Source organism: Shewanella sp. KCT, from assembly GCF_007636505.1.
In the GTDB taxonomy this organism is placed as follows: domain Bacteria; phylum Pseudomonadota; class Gammaproteobacteria; order Enterobacterales; family Shewanellaceae; genus Shewanella; species Shewanella halotolerans.
In genome coordinates, this window is the sequence record NZ_LVDJ01000001.1 from 568951 (window position 1) to 589440 (window position 20490).

The 20490-nt window shown below is 50.2% G+C and carries 19 protein-coding genes; 15 read left to right on the forward strand and 4 right to left on the reverse strand.

The genetic code is table 11. The features are described 5' to 3' along the window. The first annotated feature begins 280 nt into the window (after positions 1–280). The 10 genes from aroA to AYI87_RS02550 all read left to right on the forward strand — a co-directional run bounded on the left by aroA (position 281) and on the right by AYI87_RS02550 (position 10263). Positions 281–1561 (forward strand): 3-phosphoshikimate 1-carboxyvinyltransferase, encoded by a 1281-nt coding sequence (gene aroA / locus AYI87_RS02505; protein ID WP_144199276.1) that lies wholly within the window; start codon positions 281–283, stop codon positions 1559–1561. A 176-nt stretch (positions 1562–1737) separates the two neighbouring features. Continuing rightward, the gene (gene cmk, locus AYI87_RS02510; RefSeq protein ID WP_144199278.1) at positions 1738–2430 is read left to right on the forward strand and encodes a (d)CMP kinase; all 693 of its coding nucleotides are present in this window, start codon (positions 1738–1740) and stop codon (positions 2428–2430) included. A 99-nt stretch (positions 2431–2529) separates the two neighbouring features. Next, complete coding sequence (gene rpsA, locus AYI87_RS02515) at positions 2530–4197, forward strand: 30S ribosomal protein S1 (RefSeq protein WP_041511275.1); 1668 nt, start codon at positions 2530–2532, stop codon at positions 4195–4197. 72 nt (positions 4198–4269) lie between these two features. Then, positions 4270–4557 (forward strand): integration host factor subunit beta, encoded by a 288-nt coding sequence (gene ihfB / locus AYI87_RS02520; RefSeq protein WP_033540518.1) that lies wholly within the window; start codon positions 4270–4272, stop codon positions 4555–4557. Between the two features lie 122 nt (positions 4558–4679). Further along, complete coding sequence (locus AYI87_RS02525; protein WP_041511274.1) at positions 4680–4997, forward strand: LapA family protein; 318 nt, start codon at positions 4680–4682, stop codon at positions 4995–4997. A gap of 1 nt (position 4998) precedes the next feature. Further along, the gene (lapB, locus tag AYI87_RS02530) at positions 4999–6159 is read left to right on the forward strand and encodes a lipopolysaccharide assembly protein LapB (RefSeq protein ID WP_144199280.1); all 1161 of its coding nucleotides are present in this window, start codon (positions 4999–5001) and stop codon (positions 6157–6159) included. A 35-nt stretch (positions 6160–6194) separates the two neighbouring features. Beyond that, positions 6195–6890 (forward strand): orotidine-5'-phosphate decarboxylase, encoded by a 696-nt coding sequence (gene pyrF / locus AYI87_RS02535; RefSeq protein ID WP_144199282.1) that lies wholly within the window; start codon positions 6195–6197, stop codon positions 6888–6890. Between the two features lie 63 nt (positions 6891–6953). After that, positions 6954–7769 carry an SDR family oxidoreductase gene (locus tag AYI87_RS02540; protein WP_144199284.1) on the forward strand — a complete coding sequence of 272 codons (816 nt, stop codon included), beginning with the start codon at positions 6954–6956 and terminating at the stop codon, positions 7767–7769. Between the two features lie 38 nt (positions 7770–7807). Continuing rightward, positions 7808–8350 (forward strand): DUF2058 domain-containing protein, encoded by a 543-nt coding sequence (locus AYI87_RS02545; RefSeq protein WP_144199286.1) that lies wholly within the window; start codon positions 7808–7810, stop codon positions 8348–8350. A 161-nt stretch (positions 8351–8511) separates the two neighbouring features. After that, positions 8512–10263, forward strand: a complete 1752-nt coding sequence (locus AYI87_RS02550; protein ID WP_144199288.1) for an acyl-CoA dehydrogenase — start codon at positions 8512–8514, stop codon at positions 10261–10263. 96 nt (positions 10264–10359) lie between these two features. Here AYI87_RS02550 and dacB read toward each other — a convergent pair whose 3' ends face one another. Next, the gene (gene dacB / locus AYI87_RS02555; RefSeq protein ID WP_260865053.1) at positions 10360–11910 is read right to left on the reverse strand and encodes a D-alanyl-D-alanine carboxypeptidase/D-alanyl-D-alanine-endopeptidase; all 1551 of its coding nucleotides are present in this window, start codon (positions 11908–11910) and stop codon (positions 10360–10362) included. A 127-nt stretch (positions 11911–12037) separates the two neighbouring features. Then, on the reverse strand, positions 12038–12214 hold the full coding sequence (locus AYI87_RS02560; RefSeq protein WP_144199292.1) for a hypothetical protein: 177 nt from the start codon (positions 12212–12214) through the stop codon (positions 12038–12040). 230 nt (positions 12215–12444) lie between these two features. On the opposite strand from AYI87_RS02560, the gene AYI87_RS02565 reads away from it, so the two are divergent. The 3 genes from AYI87_RS02565 to AYI87_RS02575 all read left to right on the forward strand — a co-directional run bounded on the left by AYI87_RS02565 (position 12445) and on the right by AYI87_RS02575 (position 15022). Next, positions 12445–12777, forward strand: coding sequence for a DUF1904 domain-containing protein (locus tag AYI87_RS02565; protein WP_144199294.1), 333 nt, complete (start codon positions 12445–12447; stop codon positions 12775–12777). An 11-nt stretch (positions 12778–12788) separates the two neighbouring features. Beyond that, positions 12789–14102, forward strand: coding sequence for a CDP-diacylglycerol--serine O-phosphatidyltransferase (gene pssA, locus AYI87_RS02570; protein ID WP_144199296.1), 1314 nt, complete (start codon positions 12789–12791; stop codon positions 14100–14102). A gap of 170 nt (positions 14103–14272) precedes the next feature. Continuing rightward, positions 14273–15022, forward strand: coding sequence for a tRNA-uridine aminocarboxypropyltransferase (locus AYI87_RS02575; RefSeq protein ID WP_144199298.1), 750 nt, complete (start codon positions 14273–14275; stop codon positions 15020–15022). A 655-nt stretch (positions 15023–15677) separates the two neighbouring features. Here the strand turns inward: AYI87_RS02575 and AYI87_RS02580 are convergent. Both AYI87_RS02580 and AYI87_RS02585 read right to left on the reverse strand, forming a co-directional pair. After that, positions 15678–17066: a metal-dependent hydrolase family protein gene (locus AYI87_RS02580; protein WP_260865054.1), complete on the reverse strand. Its 1389-nt coding sequence runs from the start codon at positions 17064–17066 to the stop codon at positions 15678–15680. Positions 17067–17165: 99 nt separating this feature from the next. Beyond that, positions 17166–18308 (reverse strand): serine hydrolase domain-containing protein, encoded by a 1143-nt coding sequence (locus AYI87_RS02585; RefSeq protein WP_144199300.1) that lies wholly within the window; start codon positions 18306–18308, stop codon positions 17166–17168. 374 nt (positions 18309–18682) lie between these two features. Between AYI87_RS02585 and AYI87_RS02590 the strand changes: the two genes are divergently transcribed. Further along, a complete protein-coding gene (locus AYI87_RS02590; protein ID WP_144199302.1) occupies positions 18683–19249 on the forward strand; it encodes a GNAT family N-acetyltransferase in 567 nt (188 codons plus the stop codon). Between the two features lie 235 nt (positions 19250–19484). Next, positions 19485–20405 (forward strand): manganese-dependent inorganic pyrophosphatase, encoded by a 921-nt coding sequence (locus AYI87_RS02595; protein WP_144199304.1) that lies wholly within the window; start codon positions 19485–19487, stop codon positions 20403–20405. Positions 20406–20490: the final 85 nt, after the last annotated feature.

Genomic DNA, 20490 nt, shown 5'->3' on the forward strand with positions numbered 1-20490 from the left:
CGAAACTTAAATTTGGCAAATTTTCATGCCAGTGGCGGGAGACGGGTCTATTTCTGGTGATTTTTTGTGGGCATGCAAAGTGCTAAGAAAGAAAATTACTCATTAAAGGCCATAAATCGTAAAAAAGGGTTGAATAGTCCGCCTCAATCAGTAATTTTATAACCACGAGGCTCAGGTCTATTGAGCAGATGGCCATTTTGTCGTGATGGCAAGTTTTTAGTATCTAACAGTATCAATAATCCGCGGTCGATCCGGGCTGCAACCAATTAAGAAGTGATTAATGAAACAACTACGACTCGATCCCATATCTAAGGTTCATGGTACCGTGAATATTCCCGGTTCTAAGAGTATCTCTAACCGCGCTCTGTTATTGGCGACCTTAGCTGAAGGGAAAACCCGACTGACCAATCTGCTCGATTCTGACGACATTCGTCACATGCTTACTGCCCTCAAGCAGCTCGGGGTTAACTATCAATTATCTGACAATAACCGGGTTTGCGAACTCGATGGATTGGGCGGAGTAATTAATAGCGACACTGCCCAGACACTATTTCTGGGTAATGCCGGCACGGCGATGCGCCCCTTATGTGCTGCGCTGACTTTAGGTCAGGGCGAATTTACCTTAACGGGCGAGCCGCGAATGGAGGAGCGTCCCATAGGTGATCTGGTCGATGCCCTAAACACACTTGGTGCCGATATACGCTACCTGAAACAGCCCGGCTTTCCGCCGCTGACCATCAATGCAACCGGACTCAATGGCGGCGATGTTGAGATCGCTGGTGACCTGTCTAGCCAGTTTTTAACCGCGCTGCTGATGGTGACGCCGCTTGCTAAGGATCAGGTGAATATCAAGATTAAAGGCGAGCTGGTCTCCAAACCTTATATCGACATCACTATCGCGTTGATGGCGCAGTTTGGCGTGACGGTTATTAATCACGACTATCAGCGCTTCGAGATTCCTGCAGGCCAGAAATATGTCTCCCCCGGCACTGTGCTGGTTGAAGGAGACGCCTCATCGGCCTCATACTTCCTGGCGGCTGGCGCCATCCAGGGCGGTGAGGTTAAAGTCACCGGCGTTGGACTGAAAAGTATTCAAGGGGATGTTAAGTTTGCCGACGTGCTCGAAGCCATGGGCGCACAGATAGAGTGGGGCGACGATTTCATCATCGCCAGAAGTGCGCCGCTACATGGGGTGGATCTCGATATGAACCATATCCCGGATGCTGCCATGACCATAGCGACAACGGCGCTGTTTGCCACAGGCACCACGACGCTGCGTAATATCTACAACTGGCGTATCAAGGAGACAGACCGTCTCGCTGCCATGGCCACCGAGCTGCGTAAAGTTGGCGCCGAGGTAGAAGAGGGCCATGATTATATTCGCGTCACGGCGCCGGCTCAGTTAAATACGGCCGATATCGATACCTATAACGATCATCGTATGGCCATGTGTTTCTCGCTGATGGCCTTTGCCGATTGCGGCATTACCATTAACGATCCCGATTGTACTTCTAAGACCTTCCCCGACTACTTCGCCCAGTTTGCGGCGCTTGCCCAGTAGACTCAGTCTCTTATCGCGGGTCAGTGTTTTTGACCCGCGATAATAAGTGATCCAATTATGTTAATTCGTAACTTTTTGCCGCTTTATGATTGCTTTTAGTTTATAATGCGCGCGCAGTTTTTTCGTGGACGACATTCAGGATCTTTAGGGAAGATAGATTTAATTTGGAGAATCATATGTCACAACGGGCTCCCATCGTCACTATTGACGGCCCAAGCGGTGCAGGTAAAGGCACTATTAGTCAGATACTTGCTTCGCGTTTAGGATGGAAGCTGCTTGATAGCGGTGCCATATATCGTGTCTTGGCCCTCGCGGCAATTCACCATAACGTTGAGTTAGATAACGAAGCCTCGCTGGCCCTGTTAGCCGCGCATTTAGATGTGCAATTCAATACGGCTAATGGCAATGGCATTAAAGTGGTTCTGGAAGGCGAGGATGTATCCCACGCCATCCGTAGCCAGGAGTGCTCGAATGCAGCGTCAAAAGTCGCGGCTTTCCCACGTGTTCGTGAGGCGCTTCTTCGTCGTCAGCGCGCCTTTGCCGAGGCGCCAGGTTTGATCGCTGATGGTCGCGATATGGGCACGGTCGTTTTTCCCACAACTCCAGCTAAACTTTATTTAACCGCGTCAGCTGAGGAAAGGGCCCAAAGGCGCTATAATCAGTTGCAGGACAAGGGCTTCGATGTTAATATCGACCGTCTTTTGGCCGAGGTCGTAGAACGCGATGAGCGTGATATGAATCGTCCGGTTGCGCCTCTGGTTCCTGCCGAGGATGCGCTGGTGATCGATACGACTGGCATAGGCATTGATGAAGTGGTTGAGCTTGCGCTCTCACACATCAAGGAAAAATTACCTGATCTTGTTCTCTAGGGGGCAGGGTCTTTACGATTTGTCACACGGATGCGACAAATGATTAATCTGACTCCACGTCTAGGATGGGCCGTGGTTTATTACTTAAAGTAAATTAACATGACTGAATCTTTTGCTGATCTATTTGAACAATCCCTTCAACAACTTGAGTTCCGTCCAGGTTCTATCGTTCGTGGTACTGTAGTATCAATCCAGAACGGTATGGTACTGGTTGACGCTGGCCTTAAGTCTGAAAGCCCAATCCCAGCTGACCAATTCAAAAACGCTCAAGGCGTTCTAGAAATCGCAGTTGGCGACGAAGTTGACGTAGCCCTTGACTCTGTTGAAGACGGTTTCGGTGAAACTCAACTTTCTCGTGAGAAAGCTAAGCGTCACGAAGCTTGGATCGTTCTAGAAAAAGCTTACGAAGATGCTGAAACTGTAATCGGTGTCATCAATGGTAAGGTTAAAGGCGGTTTCACCGTTGAACTAAACGGTATCCGTGCATTCCTACCAGGTTCTCTAGTTGACGTTCGCCCAGTTCGCGACACTGCTCACCTAGAAAACAAAGAACTAGAATTCAAGGTTATCAAGCTAGACCAGAAGCGTAACAACGTTGTTGTTTCTCGTCGTGCAGTTATCGAGTCTGAAAGCAGCGCTGAGCGTGATGCACTACTTGAGAACCTACAAGAAGGTCAAGCCGTTAAGGGTATCGTTAAGAACCTGACTGACTACGGTGCATTCGTTGACCTAGGTGGCGTTGACGGTCTTCTACATATCACAGATATGGCTTGGAAGCGCGTTAAGCACCCATCTGAAATCGTAAACGTTGGTGACGAAATCAACGTTAAAGTACTTAAGTACGATCGTGAGCGCACTCGTGTTTCACTAGGTCTTAAGCAACTTGGCGAAGATCCATGGTTAGAAATCAGCAAGCGCTACCCAGAAAACACTAAGTTGACTGGTCGCGTAACTAACCTAACTGACTACGGCTGCTTCGTTGAAATCGAAGAAGGCGTTGAAGGTCTGGTACACGTTTCTGAAATGGATTGGACTAACAAGAACATCCACCCATCTAAGGTTGTTAACCTAGGTGATGAAGTTGAAGTTCTAGTGTTAGACATCGACGAAGAGCGTCGTCGTATTTCTCTAGGTCTGAAGCAATGTAAGACCAACCCATGGGATGATTTCGCAGAGCGTTATGCGAAAGGTGACAAGGTTACTGGTAAGATCAAGTCTATCACTGACTTCGGTATCTTCATCGGTCTAGACGGCGGTATCGACGGTCTGGTTCACCTGTCTGACATCTCTTGGAACGGTACTGGCGAAGAAGCCGTATCTGATTACAAGAAAGGCGACGAAATCAGCGCAGTTGTACTGTCAGTTGACCCAGAGCGTGAGCGTATCAGCCTAGGCGTGAAGCAGACTGAAGACGATCCTTTCAATGCATACCTTGCAGATAAGAAGAAAGGTGCTATCGTAACTGGTACTGTTACTGCAGTAGACGCGAAAGGCGTAACTATCGAGTTGGCTGAAACTGTAGAAGGTTACCTACGTGTTTCTGACATCTCTCGTGAGCGCATCGAAGATGCATCTACTGTATACTCAGTAGGTGACACTGTTGAATCTAAGTTCATGGGTGTTGATCGCAAGAACCGTACTATCAGCCTGTCTATCCGTGCGAAAGACGAAGCTGATGAGAAGGAAGCGATGGCTAACTTGAACAAGCAAGATGACGTTGCTATGAGCAATGCCATGGCTGAAGCGTTCAAAGCGGCTCGCAAATAATTCGCCTGAAGTTCGGGGATGGCAACATCCCCGCTAGGTGACTGTGTTTGGCTTGATTATAGAGGGTACAGGATGACTAAATCCGAACTGATCGAAAAACTTGCCAGTAGGCAGTCGCAGCTGTCGGCAAAAGAAGTAGAAAGCGCTATTAAAGAGATGTTGGAGCAGATGGCAACAACATTGGAAGGCGGTGACCGTATCGAGATCCGTGGCTTTGGTAGTTTTTCCCTTCATTATCGTGCACCACGTACAGGCCGCAATCCTAAGACTGGTACTTCAGTTGAGCTGGAAGGCAAGTATGTACCGCACTTTAAGCCTGGCAAAGAACTGCGTGAGCGCGTTGATGCTATCAACTCGTAAATGACATTGTTTTAAAAGCCTCCGAAAGGAGGTTTTTTTATGCCTAAATTCTAGGTATGGCTAGCTAGTTCGCTAAATTTCTTGGATAATCAACCCATCACCACGGGTTTATGGAGAGTAACGTGAAGTCATTTATCGCGACCGTGCTTGTCGCCCTGTTTTTTGTCTTGGCTTTATTGTTTGGTGCGCGTAACGAACAGCTGGTGACCATCAGTTATTTCGTCGCTCAGGGTGAATATCGACTACCTGTCGTGCTCGGCGTGGTGTTTTTGGCGGGTTTCCTGGTCAGCTGGCTGTTTGCCATCTATCACATTACCAAGGTGAGACTGCAACTGCGTAAGGCCAATAAGAAAATCGAGCAGCTAGAGGCCAAGTTACCGGTTGAGGCGCTCACGCCATCTTCTCAAATCGAACATCAAGCGAAGGAAGTAAACGCTTAATATGTTAGAGATTCTGTTTCTGTTGTTGCCCATCGCCGCCGGTTACGGCTGGTACATGGGGCGCCGTAGTATCAGGCACAAGCAGAATAGTAAACGTAAGCAGTTAAGCCGCGATTACTTTACCGGCCTTAATTTCCTTCTATCTAACGAATCTGATAAGGCGGTCGATCTCTTTATCTCCATGCTTGATGTGGATGATGACACCATAGATACCCATCTCTCGCTAGGCTCGTTATTTCGTAAGCGAGGCGAGGTGGACAGGTCTATCCGCATTCACCAAAATCTTATCGCCCGCCCAACCCTGACCACTGAGCAGCGCGACATCGCCATGATGGAGCTCGGCAAAGACTATCTGGCCGCCGGCTTCTACGACAGGGCAGAGGAGATCTTCCTCAATCTGGTTCGACAGGAAGATCACAGCGAAGAGGCCGAAGATCAGCTTATCGCCATCTATCAGGTGACCAAGGATTGGCAGAAGGCAATAGATATCATCAAGAGCCTCAAGCGTAAGCGTCAGCAATCTCTCAAGCACCTGCAGGCCCATCTCTATTGTGAGCTCGCCGATGAGGCAAGCGATAACGAGCTAAAGCTCAAGCACCTGGCTCAGGCAATCAAGCAGGACGGGCAATGTGGCCGCGCCATGTTAAGTAGCGCCAAGTTGTTTCTTGCGCAACAAGAATTTGGCCGAGCCAAAGAGATGTTGTGCCGGTTGAAAGATGCCGATATCGAACTCTTCCCCGAGGCGCTCGCCATAGCAAAAGAAGTTTACCAATCGACTAAGGATCTTGGTGCCTATCGCGAGCTGCTACGCGAGGCGTTAGAGCATGGGGCCGGTGCCAGCGTCGCCATCACGCTTGCGCAGCAGATGATTGCCCAGGGAGAAACCCAGGATGCCGAGAAGTTGATCCTCGATGGCCTCTATCGTCATCCCACCATGAAGAGCTTTCAGCATCTGATGAAGATGCAGATCCAACATGCCGAAGATGGTCAGGCCAAACAAAGTTTGAATATGCTCGCCGAACTGGTCGAGCAACAGATAAAATTCCGTCCCAGTTACCGCTGCACCGAGTGTGGTTTCCCGTCACACACTCTCTACTGGCATTGTCCCTCTTGTAAGAGCTGGGGCACCATCAAGCGGATCCGCGGACTCGACGGGGAGTAAATAGCTAATAAAATGCAAAGCAACAGGAGAACAGCATGAGCAACAAACCTATTATAGTGGCGTTAGATTACGATAATAAATCCGAAGCTTTGCAGCTCATCGATCAGCTCGACCCCAACATGTGCCGCCTTAAGATAGGCAAAGAGATGTTCACACTCTTTGGCCCTGAGTTGGTTAAAGAGATCCATAGCCGTGATTTCGATCTCTTCCTGGATCTCAAATTCCATGACATTCCCAATACGGTTGCCAAGGCAGTCACCGCAGCCGCCGAGCTCGGCGTATGGATGACCAATGTGCATGCCAGCGGTGGTCTTGCCATGATGCAGGCCGCGCGCGAGGCGCTGCTTCCCTATGGTGATAAGGCGCCGCTATTGATCGCCGTGACGGTACTGACCTCAATGAGTGATGAAGAGCTGGCGCTGCTTGGCATCAATGTACCTGCTGCAGAGCATGTTAAGCGTCTGGCGAGCCTCACCAAGCAGGCAGGACTAAACGGTATCGTCTGTTCGGCCCAGGAAGCCAGCATGCTAAAGGCCGAATTTGGCGCTGACTTTAAGCTGGTTACACCGGGTATTCGCCCAGCCGGCAGCGACAAGGGCGATCAGCACCGCGTGATGACGCCGACGCAAGCGCTGGCAGCGGGTTCCGATTACCTGGTGATTGGTCGTCCTATCACCAAGGCGGCTAATCCATTGGCGGCGCTAACAGAGATCCATGCATCGCTTAAATAGCTTGACCTGACACTTCGAGCCTCCTAATTTAATTCTTAAGGTTTTATTAGACAGGGAAAGAAGATGTTCGATTATCGAGGGAAAAACGTCTTTGTAGTGGGCGGTACCAGTGGCATTAATCTAGGTATCGCCAAGGCTTTTGCCAAGGCGGGCGCTAACGTTGCCGTGGCCAGCCGTCGTCAGGAAAAGGTCGATGCGGCCGTAGAGGCGCTGCACGCGATTAACGAGCAAGGTAAGATGCTTGGCGTCGCCTTCGATGTGCGGGATCTCGACGCGCTAAAGGCAGGTTTTAAGCAGATAGCCGATGCATATGGCCAATTGGATGTGCTGGTCAGTGGCGCGGCCGGAAACTTCCCGGCGACAGCGGCAGATCTTTCTGAAAACGGTTTCAAGTCGGTGATGGATATCGATCTGCTTGGCAGTTTTCAGGTGCTCAAACAGGCCTATCCCTTGATGCGTCGCCCCGGCGGCGCCATAGTACAGATCTCGGCGCCTCAGGCCTATATCGCCATGCCGATGCAGTCCCATGTGAGCGCGGCCAAGGCCGGGGTCGATATGCTGACCAAGAGTCTGGCACTCGAGTGGGGCATTGAGGGTATCAGGGTTAACTCCATAGTGCCCGGTCCCATCAGCGGCACCGAAGGATTCAATCGCTTGGCCCCCAGCGATGCACTGCAACAGGCCGTAGCCCAAAGCGTGCCCCTAAAGCGCAATGGCAGCACTGATGATATTGCCAACGCGGTGATGTTTATCGCATCAGAAATGGCCAGTTACATTACCGGCACCGTGTTGCCGGTAGATGGCGGATGGTCCCTCGGCGGTGCCAGCATGGCCATGAGTCAGTTAGGCAAATTGGCCCAACAACCTAAAGAGAAGTAGGTAGCGCAGATAGTGTTACCCAATGAGTGAGAAGAAAGATGGCAAACCCATTTCAAGAGCAGTTGCTCAAGGCTGGCCTGGTCAGCAAACAGAAGGTTCGCGATGCCAAGACCCAGAAGCGTCGCGATCGTAAAGCTAAGGTCGATGACGGCTCAGAGGCCTTGAAACAAGAGATCGCCGCAAAGAAACAGGCGCAGATCGATAAGGATAAGGCGCTAAACGAGCAACGTTTCGCCGAGGCGATGGAGAAGGGCCAGGTGCGCGGGCTAATCACCGAATTTAAGCGTTGCGCCATCGAGCCGCCAAAGGATGCCGAAGTTAAGTTTAACTACACCCTAGGCACTAAGATCTTTAGCCTGTACGTGAACGAAAAACTGCAGAGCCAGCTGCTCAACGGCCAGTTAGGGATAGTGCGCCACGAAGAGGTGAGCTACCTGGTGCCTCATAAGCTTGCCGAGCGAGTGAACCTCTTGGTGCCAGACTGGTGCGGTTACCTGTGGCAGGCAGAAGATGCCACCCAAGTGGTAGAAGAAGACGACCCATACGCAGATTATGTGATCCCAGACGACCTGATGTGGTAAGTCCCTCATTTGGTAACTAGTTGTAACTTAAGAAGCCTCGCAACCTACGCGGGGCTTTTTATTTGCGCTAGCGGACAATATTTGACTAAAGGGCTTTATTCTCAGCCGCAACTGAGATAGATTAAAACAACTGTTTTAATCTTACGTTTAAGAGAGGCGAGATGAATCCATACCAGGCGCCATTGGCCGACATGAAATTTCTGTTGGAGCGCGTGTTCGATGCTCCACAAACTTGGGGTGAACTAGCGGCCTTGGCCGAGACCGTCGATATGGATACGGCAACGGCGATCCTCGATGAGGCCGAGAAGATATCACGAGATCTTATTCATCCTATTAATCGTCCCGGTGACGAGCAAGGCGTAAGCTTTGAAGATGCTAAGGTGATCACACCCGATGGCTATCGTGAGGTTTACGACCAATATGCAGAAGGTGGTTGGGTAGGGCTATGCGGCGATCCTGAGTTTGGCGGCATGGGTATGCCTAAAATGCTTGGCGTGCTGGTCGATGAGATGGCCTATAGCGCCTGTAACGCCTTTACCTTGTATGGTTCACTCACCGCGGGTGCAGCCCTCTGTATCAATGCCCACGGTAGTGACGAGCTAAAAGAGAAGTACCTGCCTAACCTCTATTCGGGTCAATGGGCCGGTGCCATGGACATGACAGAGCCACAGGCGGGTTCGGATCTGCGTAACATCCGCACCAAGGCGATGCCACAGGATGATGGCAGCTATCTTGTCTCTGGCAGTAAGATTTTCATTACGGGTGGCGATCATGATCTCACCGAAAACGTCATTCACCTGGTACTGGCAAAGCTGCCGGACTCGAACGGTATCTCACTCTTCTTGGTGCCTAAGATCAAGGTAGATGATAACGGCGAGCTAGGTGAAACCAACGGCGTCACCGTAGGCTCTATCGAGCACAAGATGGGACTTAAGGGCTCGGCAACTTGTGTGATGAACTTCGACGATGCCCAGGGTTATCTGATCGGCAAGGCAAACCGCGGCTTAGTGTGCATGTTCACCATGATGAACTATGAGCGTTTGGCAATTGGTATTCAGGGCCTAGGCACTTCTCAGGCGGCGTACCAGATGGCTAGCGAATATGCCAAGGAGCGTCTGCAGGGCCAGGCCGCCGGTGGCAGCGACAATGCCAGCGACCCAATTCTTGTTCACGGTGACGTGCGCCGCATGCTGATGACCATACGCTGTTATACCGAAGCGGGACGCGCGCTGTCTGTGTTTACCGGTCAGCAACTGGATCTCGCTAAACATACGGAGGGAGAGGTGCAGGAGAAGGCAGCGCGTTATGTCGGCCTGCTGACACCGGTTGCCAAGGCGTTCTTGAGTGACAGAGGCCTGGATGCCGCCGTGATGGCCCAGCAGGTGTTTGGTGGTCACGGCTATATTCGCGAGACAGGTGTCGAGCAGCTGGTTCGTGACACCCGTATCGCCCAGATCTACGAGGGTACAAATGGTATTCAAGCCATCGATTTCCTGGGTAGAAAGACCACGGGAGACGATCTGCGTACATTGACTGAGTTTGTTGGTGAGTGCCAGAGTCAGCTGGCAGCCATGACCCATGTTACGGATGGGCAAAAGGCGCTTATCACATCGCGTTTCGACGCCTTGCTGGCGAGCGGCGAATATATCAACGCCAACAAGCTAAGCAATCCGGCCTTGATCAACGCCTGCGCAGTCGATTTCCTCGATGCCTTTGGTCATCTGATCTATGGCTATTTCTGGTTGCTGATGGCCGATAGGGCTGCCGATCACCAAGATGCAAGCTTCAGCACGGCGAAACAACAGCTGGCCGATTTCTATCTGGCCAAACTACTGCCTAAGGTCGACTACCATCTGGCGCAGGTCAACGCCGGCGATGCCAGCGTGATGGCGATGGCAGAAGAGTTGTTCTAGTCGTTAACTTAAAGCAGAGGAAAAACGCCCGGTTCATTAGGTCCGGGCGTTTTTTTATTTCTCACACTTAACTAAGCACGTGTTATAGGGCTGATGTTATTGCGCACTTAGCTTTTTTGAATTGTTCTTTCCATCTCCATTCTCATCGCCTTGGCTTTTGACTGTTTGCTGTGGGTTATCCAGCAGGCTTTGCAGAAAGAGGGCACTAAAGGGTGCTGGGCTTTGTTTCTTACTCTTCTGGCTCTGGCCATTTTCCATGACCACGAAGAGAAATTGGTGACTTGCATCGAGTGAAAGGTAACCTGCCAAGTTATCGACGCCCTGCATCGAGCCCGTCTTGGCAGAGACCTTGTTCATCAAGGGGGGCTGTTGAAACCCCCGCTTATAGTTGAGGGTACCGCTAACTCCGGCGACCGGCAGCAGCGCGATTAGCGGCCTTAATTTTTCATCCTGCGCCATCAGGCCCAGGACCTCAGCCAGTTGCCTGGCCGAAATAAGGTTATAGCGAGAAAGGCCCGAGCCATCGATGATCTGCGAGTGGCTAAGATCTATCCCGTCCGCCTCGAGTATCGCCTTAACGGCCCTTGCGCCGGCATGAAAGCTTTCTGGCACCTTGTAATAGTGTGCGCCTACGGCTTTAAACAGACTGTCGGCAATCAAGTTATCTGAATCGAGCAGCATGGTGCGAAGGAGTGGCTCGAGCCCTTCCGATTTGTGAGAGACCAAAGGCTTAAGGCCAAAAGGTGTTCTGTGCGCGACGGCCACTTGGCCACTCATTTTGATGTGGGCGCTCTTTAACATCCGCGTTAGCATCTCTTTGGCGTAGAGCGCAGGGTCATCCACGGCGATAGCCAGATTAAGCGGCTTATCACCTGGATAACAGCCACTGATGTGGTAATGATTATCGGGCAGCCTAGCTAAGTTGAGTTCACAGAAAGGCTCTTGCTGCATCTTATCAAACACCGCCGTTGTCGACACCTTGATGGGCAGATATCGCGGAAAGTTGAGTTGGCTGGCGCTGCTTGCCAGCTTTGGTTTTAACTGGCCCTTGACGCAATTTTGATTGATGATAAAGCTGGAAACCGGCGCAGCGTAGCAGATCCCGAGATCGTCCCATACCCAGCCGGGGGCGCGCGTCTGCTCCTTGGCTTGCCCCACAAGCAAGAGATTTCCCTTAACGGTATGAATGCCTGCGTCTTTCAAGCTCTTTAACATAGCTCGTAGATCGTCAGTGGTTAAGGTGGGGTCGCCACTAAAGGAGAGATAAAGATCGCCCGTTAACACACCGTGAGACAAGCGCCCCTTAGTTGAAAATTGGGTCGCAAAGCTGAACTCTTCACCCAATACCCGCATCGCGGCTACGGCCGTGAGTAATTTTTGCGTACTGGCAGGCAGCAACAGGGTATCGGCGTTGTGCTGATACAGTATCTCATTATTGGTGAGATCCTGGGCAAAAATAGACAGTTGCGAGTGAGGCGGCGCGATCACCGACAAGAGGTTGTCATAATAGCTTTGATCATCATAACCCTTGCTATCAAGCTGCTTGGTATTGGTATTGGTATTGGTATTGGTATTGGTATTGGTGTTAACGTCGGCACCGGCATTGCTGGCTGCAGGTATAAAGGCAGCCGCAATAGCTAGAGACAAGGCGAATGGTTTTACAGCCGGAATCGCCTTAGTCAGCAAGCATGGGAAATTACGGGGAAGGGCGCTCAGCCCTCTAGTCAATCTTGTAAACATAAGCGTCGAAACAGGTCCTTGTTTTCGGTTTGGGCTAATCGTCCGTTGAAGGCTCATCTTTTTCCATCAACCGGTATAAACGCAAGGTGACAAATAGCACTAATACAATAAAAAGCGGCAGCACCAGAAAGCCGAGCTGCGACTTAAAATGAAAGATGCCCCACGCGGCTAACAGGGTTAATGCCAAGGTAAGGAGAATAGTTTTATTCATGCTGGAACCTAAACGAAGATGGATAAGCCTATTGTAAGGTGTTTTACGCCCGATGTCGGAGCGTTAAACGAGAATTAAGACTAAGGATGCAAAACTTAGCACTTTAGCCGCTGATTCTGCTTAATTTTAACCCGGTTTGTCTCAAGTGCGACTGACAACAACAGAAAACCCTTGCCCCAAACCCGGTAAATGGGTAATTTCTACCCCTTAAGATTTGGGATGGAACCAGTATGCCACACATTCGTATGCGCGGTTTACCGCAAGAGGCGGTATGTCGAATCAGTGAGACCTTACTCGATGAGCTTGCAAACCTTTGTCAAATCAAGGCTGAAAGCTTCACCTTAGACTGGGAGCCAAGCGTCAGCTATCGCGCCGGCAAGGTCGATACGACATTCGTGCAAGTCGAGGTGCTCTGGTTTCCTAAAGATCCCGAAATTCGTCACGCAGTAGAGCAGATCATTCGTCAGGCCGTATTAGCGGACTATTCGCCTGCAAAACATATCTCAATCATGTTTATGGCGCTCACGCCACAATGCTACTACCGTGATGGGCAGCATTTTTAAAGGAGGATACCTTGCTGGATAAGCTAGGTGGAATTGCGTTACCCGCCGACGCCATACGTTGGTTGCTAACGCCTGCGGCGCTTAAAGCCGAACTACTCAAACAGATCGCGAACGCTAAACGAGCTATCACTCTTGCCGCACTCTATCTTGAAGACGATGAGGCGGGTAGGGAAGTGTTGGCTGCCTTGATGGCGGCCAAGGCGGCCAGACCAGAATTGGATGTTACCGTTCTGGTGGATTTTCATCGCGCCAGACGTGGGCTTATCGGCCATAAGGGTGACAGCGGCAACTACCTCATGTATCAAGAGGTGGTTAACAATGCCGAGCATCCGATCAATATTCTCGGTGTTCCGGTAAAATCCCGCGAATTTATGGGCGTACTCCACCTTAAAGGTTTCATCATAGATGACACCGTCATCTACAGCGGTGCCAGCCTGAATAACATCTATCTGCATCAGGGCGAGAAGTACCGTTTCGACCGTTACCATGTGATCGAATCTAAGCCATTGGCAGAATCCATGCGTAACATGGTGATGAAATACATCGCCAGCGATAGAGCCGTGACCTCGCTCACCCAAGATAGAGAGACCGAAAAGCTGCCAGAAAAAAATGATGTTCGCAGCCTGAAACAGCGTCTGGCTAAGGCCAAATATCGTTTTGCGAGCACCAAGACGGGCAATCGCATCACTCCTGTGGTTGGTTTAGGGCGCAAGAAGAATAAGCTTAACAAGCTAGTGATCGATCTGGTATCCCAGTCTCAGCGCTCACTGTTTATCTGCACGCCCTATTTTAATCCGCCTTATATTCTCTCCCGAGCGCTTGCTAAGCATCTGCGAAAGGGCAAACGTATCGACATAGTAGTTGGCGATAAGACGGCTAATGACTTTTATATTCCGCCGGAAGAGAAGTTTTCGACTATCGGTGCCTTGCCCTACATGTATGAGCAATCGCTGCGTAAATTTGCCAAGCGTCAGCAATGGGCCATAGACGCCGGCTTACTCAATATTCACCTGTGGAAGCATGATCGCAACAGCTATCACCTTAAAGGGATTAGCGCCGATGATCGCCTGCATCTGATCACTGGCTCTAACCTTAATCCAAGGGCCTGGGCGCTGGATTTAGAAAACGGTTTATTGCTGCAAGATGAAACCCAAGCCTGGACCGAAGAGTTTAAACAGGAGCAGGCGCATATCCTCGAGCATACCGAGCGCCTGTATCATTACAGTCAGATAGATACCTTAAATAACTATCCTAAGCCGGTACGCAAGATCATGAATCGTATCAGACGTCTGCGCGCCGATTTCCTGCTACGCCGCATCTTGTAAAGCGTGAAGGTGAATATGAATCATCGCGCATAGATAATGAGTTAGCATAAAAACAGGCGAACATCATGGTTCGCCTTTTTTTATGAATGATATTTAAATGGCGTTGCCCGCGTTATACTTAACCAGGCAAGCCATGACGAGTAAGTCCCAAGTTTTTAATAGGTTACCCAATGACACTTCCTCCCCATGCGGTGCATCAACGCTACCAATATCGAAAGGCGATCTCTACCCGGCCCTATAATGCCCGGGGGAAAAACCTTGAGCGCTGTGAGGCCTGCCTGCTGGCTCAGCGCTACTGCACCTGCGATACCCGCGCGCTGTTGCAATCCGAGGTTAGTTTTTTGCTGGTGATGTATGACGATGAGGTGTTAAAACCCAGTAATTCCGGGCGCTTAATTGCCGATTTGATCCCCGATACCCATGCCTATATCTGGGATCGCACCCGGACTAATCGCAAGCTCCTGGCGTTACTCGACTCGAGCGAATATCAACCTTATCTGGTTTTCCCCAGCGAATATGCCATGCCATCTCAGGCCGTAGTGCCCGATGTAACGCTTAAAACGCGCTTAGCCTCGGAAACCAAACGCCCGCTGTTTGTTCTGCTCGATGGCAGCTGGCGTGAGGCGATCAAGATGTTTAACAAGAGTGAATATCTGCACCATCTGCCCATGCTGTCTTTTGCACCGGATGCCGCAGCGCGATATGGCCTGCGGAAGGGGAGCCGTGAATTTCAGCTCGGTACCGCCGAGGTAGCGAGTCTGGTGCTTAGCGCAGCCGCAGAGCCTGAGAATGCAGCCAGTTTATCGGCCTGGTTCTCGCTGTTTATCGAATCATCCCTCTATAGCCGCAGCCGTAAGAGCCCTAAAGATCTGGCGCCACTCGACAGTTTGAAAGCTGCTTTCCTAAAGACTTTAAAGTAAACGTTAAAGTAGAGCCTTAAAGTCACAAGCTTGCCTGGTTTTTGCGCTGAGGGGAATATAGTCATATAGTGAAATAAGGGGCTATATCCGAGCTTGGGTGTTTTTGAATCGGGGTTATTCGATATAGGCTTGCTCAAAAGGGTGTAGGCATCAAACAAAATAAGGAGTAGCTATGTTAAATATACCTCTACATAGAAACTTGCGCATAAGTGGGCATAGTTTCTCTTCGGGCGGCTACTCACTCTTGTTCGGAATCTTTCTCTTAATGGGCTGTGGTACGCCAAGTCAAATTGATTACAGTTCAAATCAGGCTATTACTCTCGATACCGTGAGCTACAACAGGTATCAAGCCATCTATTTTTGCAAACAAAATCGCTGGGCGTTTTGCCAAAGTTGGGGCGAGCTAAGTGCTACACGGCTCGCCTAAGGTTTGAGTCCTGAAATTTAGTTAGCGCAGCTCAGCGGTTCAAGATAGGTGTTTTGCATCTCAGAATAACTATCTCAATTGTGCTTACTGACACGCTTACTGTATCTGCGGGCTGAGCCAGAGAAGCAACTAGATGCGAGGGGGCATTTGCCTATTTAACTTGTTAACTTGCCGACTTATTCGCTATTGAGACAACTCGCTAGCCAACTGACAAATGCCCCCTACGGACTAATCTTTGTAGATCACACCATCCTTCATAACGAAACTCACCCGTTCCATCAAAGAGATATCCGCTAAAGGATCGCCATCCACGGCAATGATGTCGGCATAGAAGCCTGGCTTGAGCTGACCGAGTTTGTCTTCTTGCTGGATCAACGCCGCACTGTTGACCGTCGCGGCCTGCAGCGCCTGGGCTGGCGTCATCCCAAAGGTAACCATACGCGAAAATTGTTTGCCATTGTCACCATGGGGATAGATTGCCGCATCCGAGCCAAACACCATCTTGGCCCCGGCTAAGGTGGCACGCCTGAAACTATCACGCTGGGCCTTAGAGACCTGTTTCTCTTTCTCTATGTTGGCCTGAGGAACACCATTGGCTTCGCCAAAGGCCAGGGTATATTCGGTATTGTAGATATCGCAGGACAGGTAGGTTCCGGCTTTAACCGCCATCTTAATCGCTTCCTCATCCATAAAGCTGCAGTGTTCAATGCTATCTATGCCGGCGCGAATAGCGGCCTTGATGCCACTGGTGCCGTGGGCATGGGCGGCAATAACTAAACCGCGGCGATGGGCCTCGTCGGCCACCGCGGCCAGTTCTTGCTCGCTATATTGCTGCACGCCAACCTTGGTCCCCTTTGAGAAAACGCCGCCGGTAGCGCAGATCTTAATGGCATTGGCGCCATATTTGATATTTTCGCGCACCTTCTGTCTGACAGCCCAGGGGCCATCGGCGACACCTGCTGCGACGCTATGCGCCTCTGGCGCGGCAAAGTTATCGTCACAATGGCCTCCAGTGATACTGAGCGCATGGCCAACGGCCCAGATCCTGGGCCCGGGGATCTCACCAGCGTCTATGGCATCGCGCGTAGCGATAACTGAGTAGCCAGAGGCGCCTAAGTCCCGCACAGTGGTAAAACCTGCCATCAGGGTATTACGGGCATTCTTAACTGCCTTCACCGTCTGTCTCGGAATGGAGTAATTCATCGATTCGAGAAAGTTATCCTCGGCATCGCTGGAGAGATGCACATGCATATCCATTACCCCAGGTAGCAGATACTTATCCTTAAGGTCGACCACCCGATAATCGCCTTGTTTAGCCACACGGCCTTGATGGCCGACCGAGACTATCTGATTGCCGCGCACCACTATGGCTACATCTTCGATAGTCTTACCCTTAGCGACGTCCACATAGCCTTTAGCAAGTAGCAAGATGTCTTGCTCTTGTGATTGAGTTTGGGTCTCTGCCTGGGTCTCTGCTTGGATTTCGGCTTGGGCTTGAGCATAGCTCGGCAGTACTACCGCCAAGGCCAGTGCAAGTGTGCTCAAAGGTTTGGTTAGGGCTAGCAGGGACAAAGATGCTCTTTGCTGAGAATCATCATAGGGGCGTTGCGACATCATAGGTTTTCCTTATTGTTATTAATGGGTAACGCAAGAACCATCTTAAGTCATAATAAAGCGAATAAACGAGTAAGTTTTAACGTCAGTGCACTTTAGCCGTTAACTTTGCTTAGAGGCGAACACCTGCAGCCAAAACTCGGCGCCTAAGGAGCTAATAACCCGTGACTCGCCGTTAAGTAAGATGGCGATCCCAAGATCCAGCTCAGGTGAGTAGGCCACCTCGGTCACATAACCTGCGACCCAACCAGCGTGGTAGATCAGCCGATGGCCGTTAAACTGGTAGATGCGCCAGCCCTTGCCATAGTGAGCATCGTCGAGATAGGGTTTCCAATCACGGCGACGCAGCTCCTTAGTGGTCCGAACCCCTGGGGTAGTGATATCTTCGAGCACCTGAGGTGAGAGCACCTTAGGTTCATGCCCCATGTTGGCCATCAACCACTTAGCCATATCCTTGATACTGGCATTGACTCCAGCCGCTGGTGCGAGCTGATAATAGTTAGGTTTCACCTTAACCTGCTTAAATCCATGTTTCGTCTTGATATGAGGCTCGGCGCGATTGCTGGTATGAGTAAAGGCCTCATAGCCGATAGAGGCCGTCTTCATGGCAAGTGGTGCGAAGATACGTTTGTCGATCAACTCTTCATAGGGTTGTCCGCTTTCTTGCTCGATCGCCTGCTCGATAAATGAGAAGGCGACGTTTTGATAGCTGTAACAGACGCCCGGCGGGCAGATAGGGGTCAGCTCGGCAAATTTGGGAATGATCTTGTTTAACTTAACATTGGCATTAACCAAGTTATCGTAGCTATTTGGCATCAGGCCCGTGCTTTGGCCTATCACATGGCCCAGGGTGATCGCCTGACTATCGGCAGGCTTCGCCAGGGAAAAGTCAGGAAGGTATTGATTGATAGGTTGTTGCCAGCTGAGTTTATGTTCGTGCACCAGTTGACTCGCCAGTGCACCGGCAAAGGTTTTTGAGACGGATGCCAGGCGAAACACAGTGTCGGCATTGATCTTCTTGCTACCGCCTTGATGGCGTTTACCATAGGTATCCAGAGTAACTATGTTGTCGCCCTGGACTATCACAAAGGCGCCGCCGGGCACTTTGTTTGCCTTAAGCTGTTTCTTAAAATTTTGCTGAAAACTTTTGCCTATGTGTTGATAAGACTGGGCCATTGTCGAGGCATTGAAGAGGAGTGCGCAGCAGCACACGGCGATTGACGACAGGGCCGTATTTAAAGACATGAATAAGCTACCCGAATAAACAAAGTCAAACGATCAACGTATGTAATTATGTACGTTTGTATTAGTTATTATCTTAAAAATCATGCCCTTTAGAATAAGGGCGCGTCAAAATCATAATCTCTGTCATGACTTTGACGCTCACTCCATACTAACTAAAGGTGGTTAAAGATGTAAGCCGTCGCTGTGTAACAATCTGGTAACTGCGCAATTGTTCGGCAAAACCAGTTAGGGAATTCAGCAAGCAAGCTAAGTTTAAGTGATATAGGTTTGAAATCTAACGCCACTAGACACGAATTAAGGTTTCTATTTACGTGTTTGTTATGCCAAGGTTATGATGCTCGGTTCGTTATCAGTTGGAAATTAGGGAGTAAAAGATGAAGATAGCCGATAGCCAGAGATTAAGGTTTGAGATGGTCACCGAGCAAGACGCCCAGCTGCTCTATGATTTAAATCTAGATCCTGAAGTGATGCGTTACATCAATGGCGGCAAGCCTTCAACCATGGCCGAGATTGAGGACTATTTCATCCCCCGGATCCAAGGCTTTACCAATAGCGAAAACGGCTGGGGTCTGTGGAAAGTCACCACGTTAGCCAGTGAATCGGAACTTGGCGATACCTTTATCGGTTGGATCCTGGTGCGGCCGATGGATTTCTATACCGATGAGCCAAAGCATTCGGATCTCGAGGTGGGCTGGCGTTTTGCGCAAATGAGTTGGGGAAAGGGCTACGCCACAGAGGCTGCCAAGGCGGTTTGTAACGCGCTAGTTAAGCAGTCTAGTGGTAATGGCAAGGCAATCACCCATTTCAGCGCCATCGCAGATCCGCATAATAAGGGGTCTATCAACATTATGATCAAGCTTGGCATGGAGTATATTAAAAATACTAGCGTCGATACCCCGGAAGGCGAGGTCGAGGTGGTGTTATACCGCATGGCGGTTTAACGCAAGCTAACTTATGGGCTGCAAGGTTTAGCACCTTATCTAGCCGATAAACCTAAGAGCGAGGCCAGTTTCCGCTAGGGTATCCATATTAGCGTTTATTTAGCCCCTATTAGGGAGTTACATTTATCTTGAACCCCAGCATTAGACTAGCGTCTAACCAATTAAAGGCAGGGGAGTAATGTAAATTGATTTTCCTTTTGGTAAAATGCCGCAAAATTTCCTGTGAGAGTTAATTATGCCAATGTACGTTGTGGGTCATAAGATCCCAGATTCAGATTCAATTTGTGGTGCGATTGCACTGGCTTACCTTAAAAACCAGATCGGTGAAGAAGCCATTGCCGCAAGACTGGGTGAGCCATCACCAGAAACCGCCTTTATCCTGGAACGCTTTGGTTTTGAAGCCCCGCTGTATAAAGAGCATTACGCCGGTGAGCAGGTTTACATCGTTGATCACTCTGAGCTGACCCAGGCTCCGGACGATATTGCCGAGGCCACTATTGTGGGTATCGTTGATCACCACAAACTGGGCGACCTGACGACTTCTACACCGCTTGAGTGTTGGATCCGTCCTGTGGGCTGTAGTAACACAGTGATCAAGATGATGTACGACTTCTACAATGTCGAGATCCCTAAAGATATCGCTGGCATCATGATGTGCGCCATCCTGAGCGACACAGTGATCTTCAAGTCGCCAACTTGCACCACAGCCGATATCAAGTGTGTCGAAGCACTGGCTGAGATTGCCGGCATCGAAGACTACAAGGCGCTTGGCATGGAGATGTTCAAGGTTAAGTCGGCTGTCGAAGGTACACCGGTTCGCGATCTTGTGATGCGTGACTTTAAAGACTTCAACATGAACGGGAACCTGGTTGGTATTGGTCAGCTTGAGGTTATCGATCTATCAGTGTTTGATAAGGTTAAGGCTGAACTTGAAGCCGATATCGCGGCGCTTAAGGCAGAAGGCAATCGCCACAGCGTGCTTTTGCTACTGACCGATATCATGAAAGAAGGCTCTGAGATGCTGGTCGTGTCTGATGATGCCGACCTCACCGAGCGCGCCTATGGTAAGGCAACCGAAAACGGTCGCGTATGGCTAGATGGCGTACTCAGCCGTAAGAAGCAGGTGGTTCCACCGCTGCAAGAAGCCTTCGCTTAATAGCTAAAACTTAATAGCTATAGCTTAGCCTTAATGGCAATGTTCTTAGCATTCGCTAAGTGATTAAGTTATTGATAATAGTAAA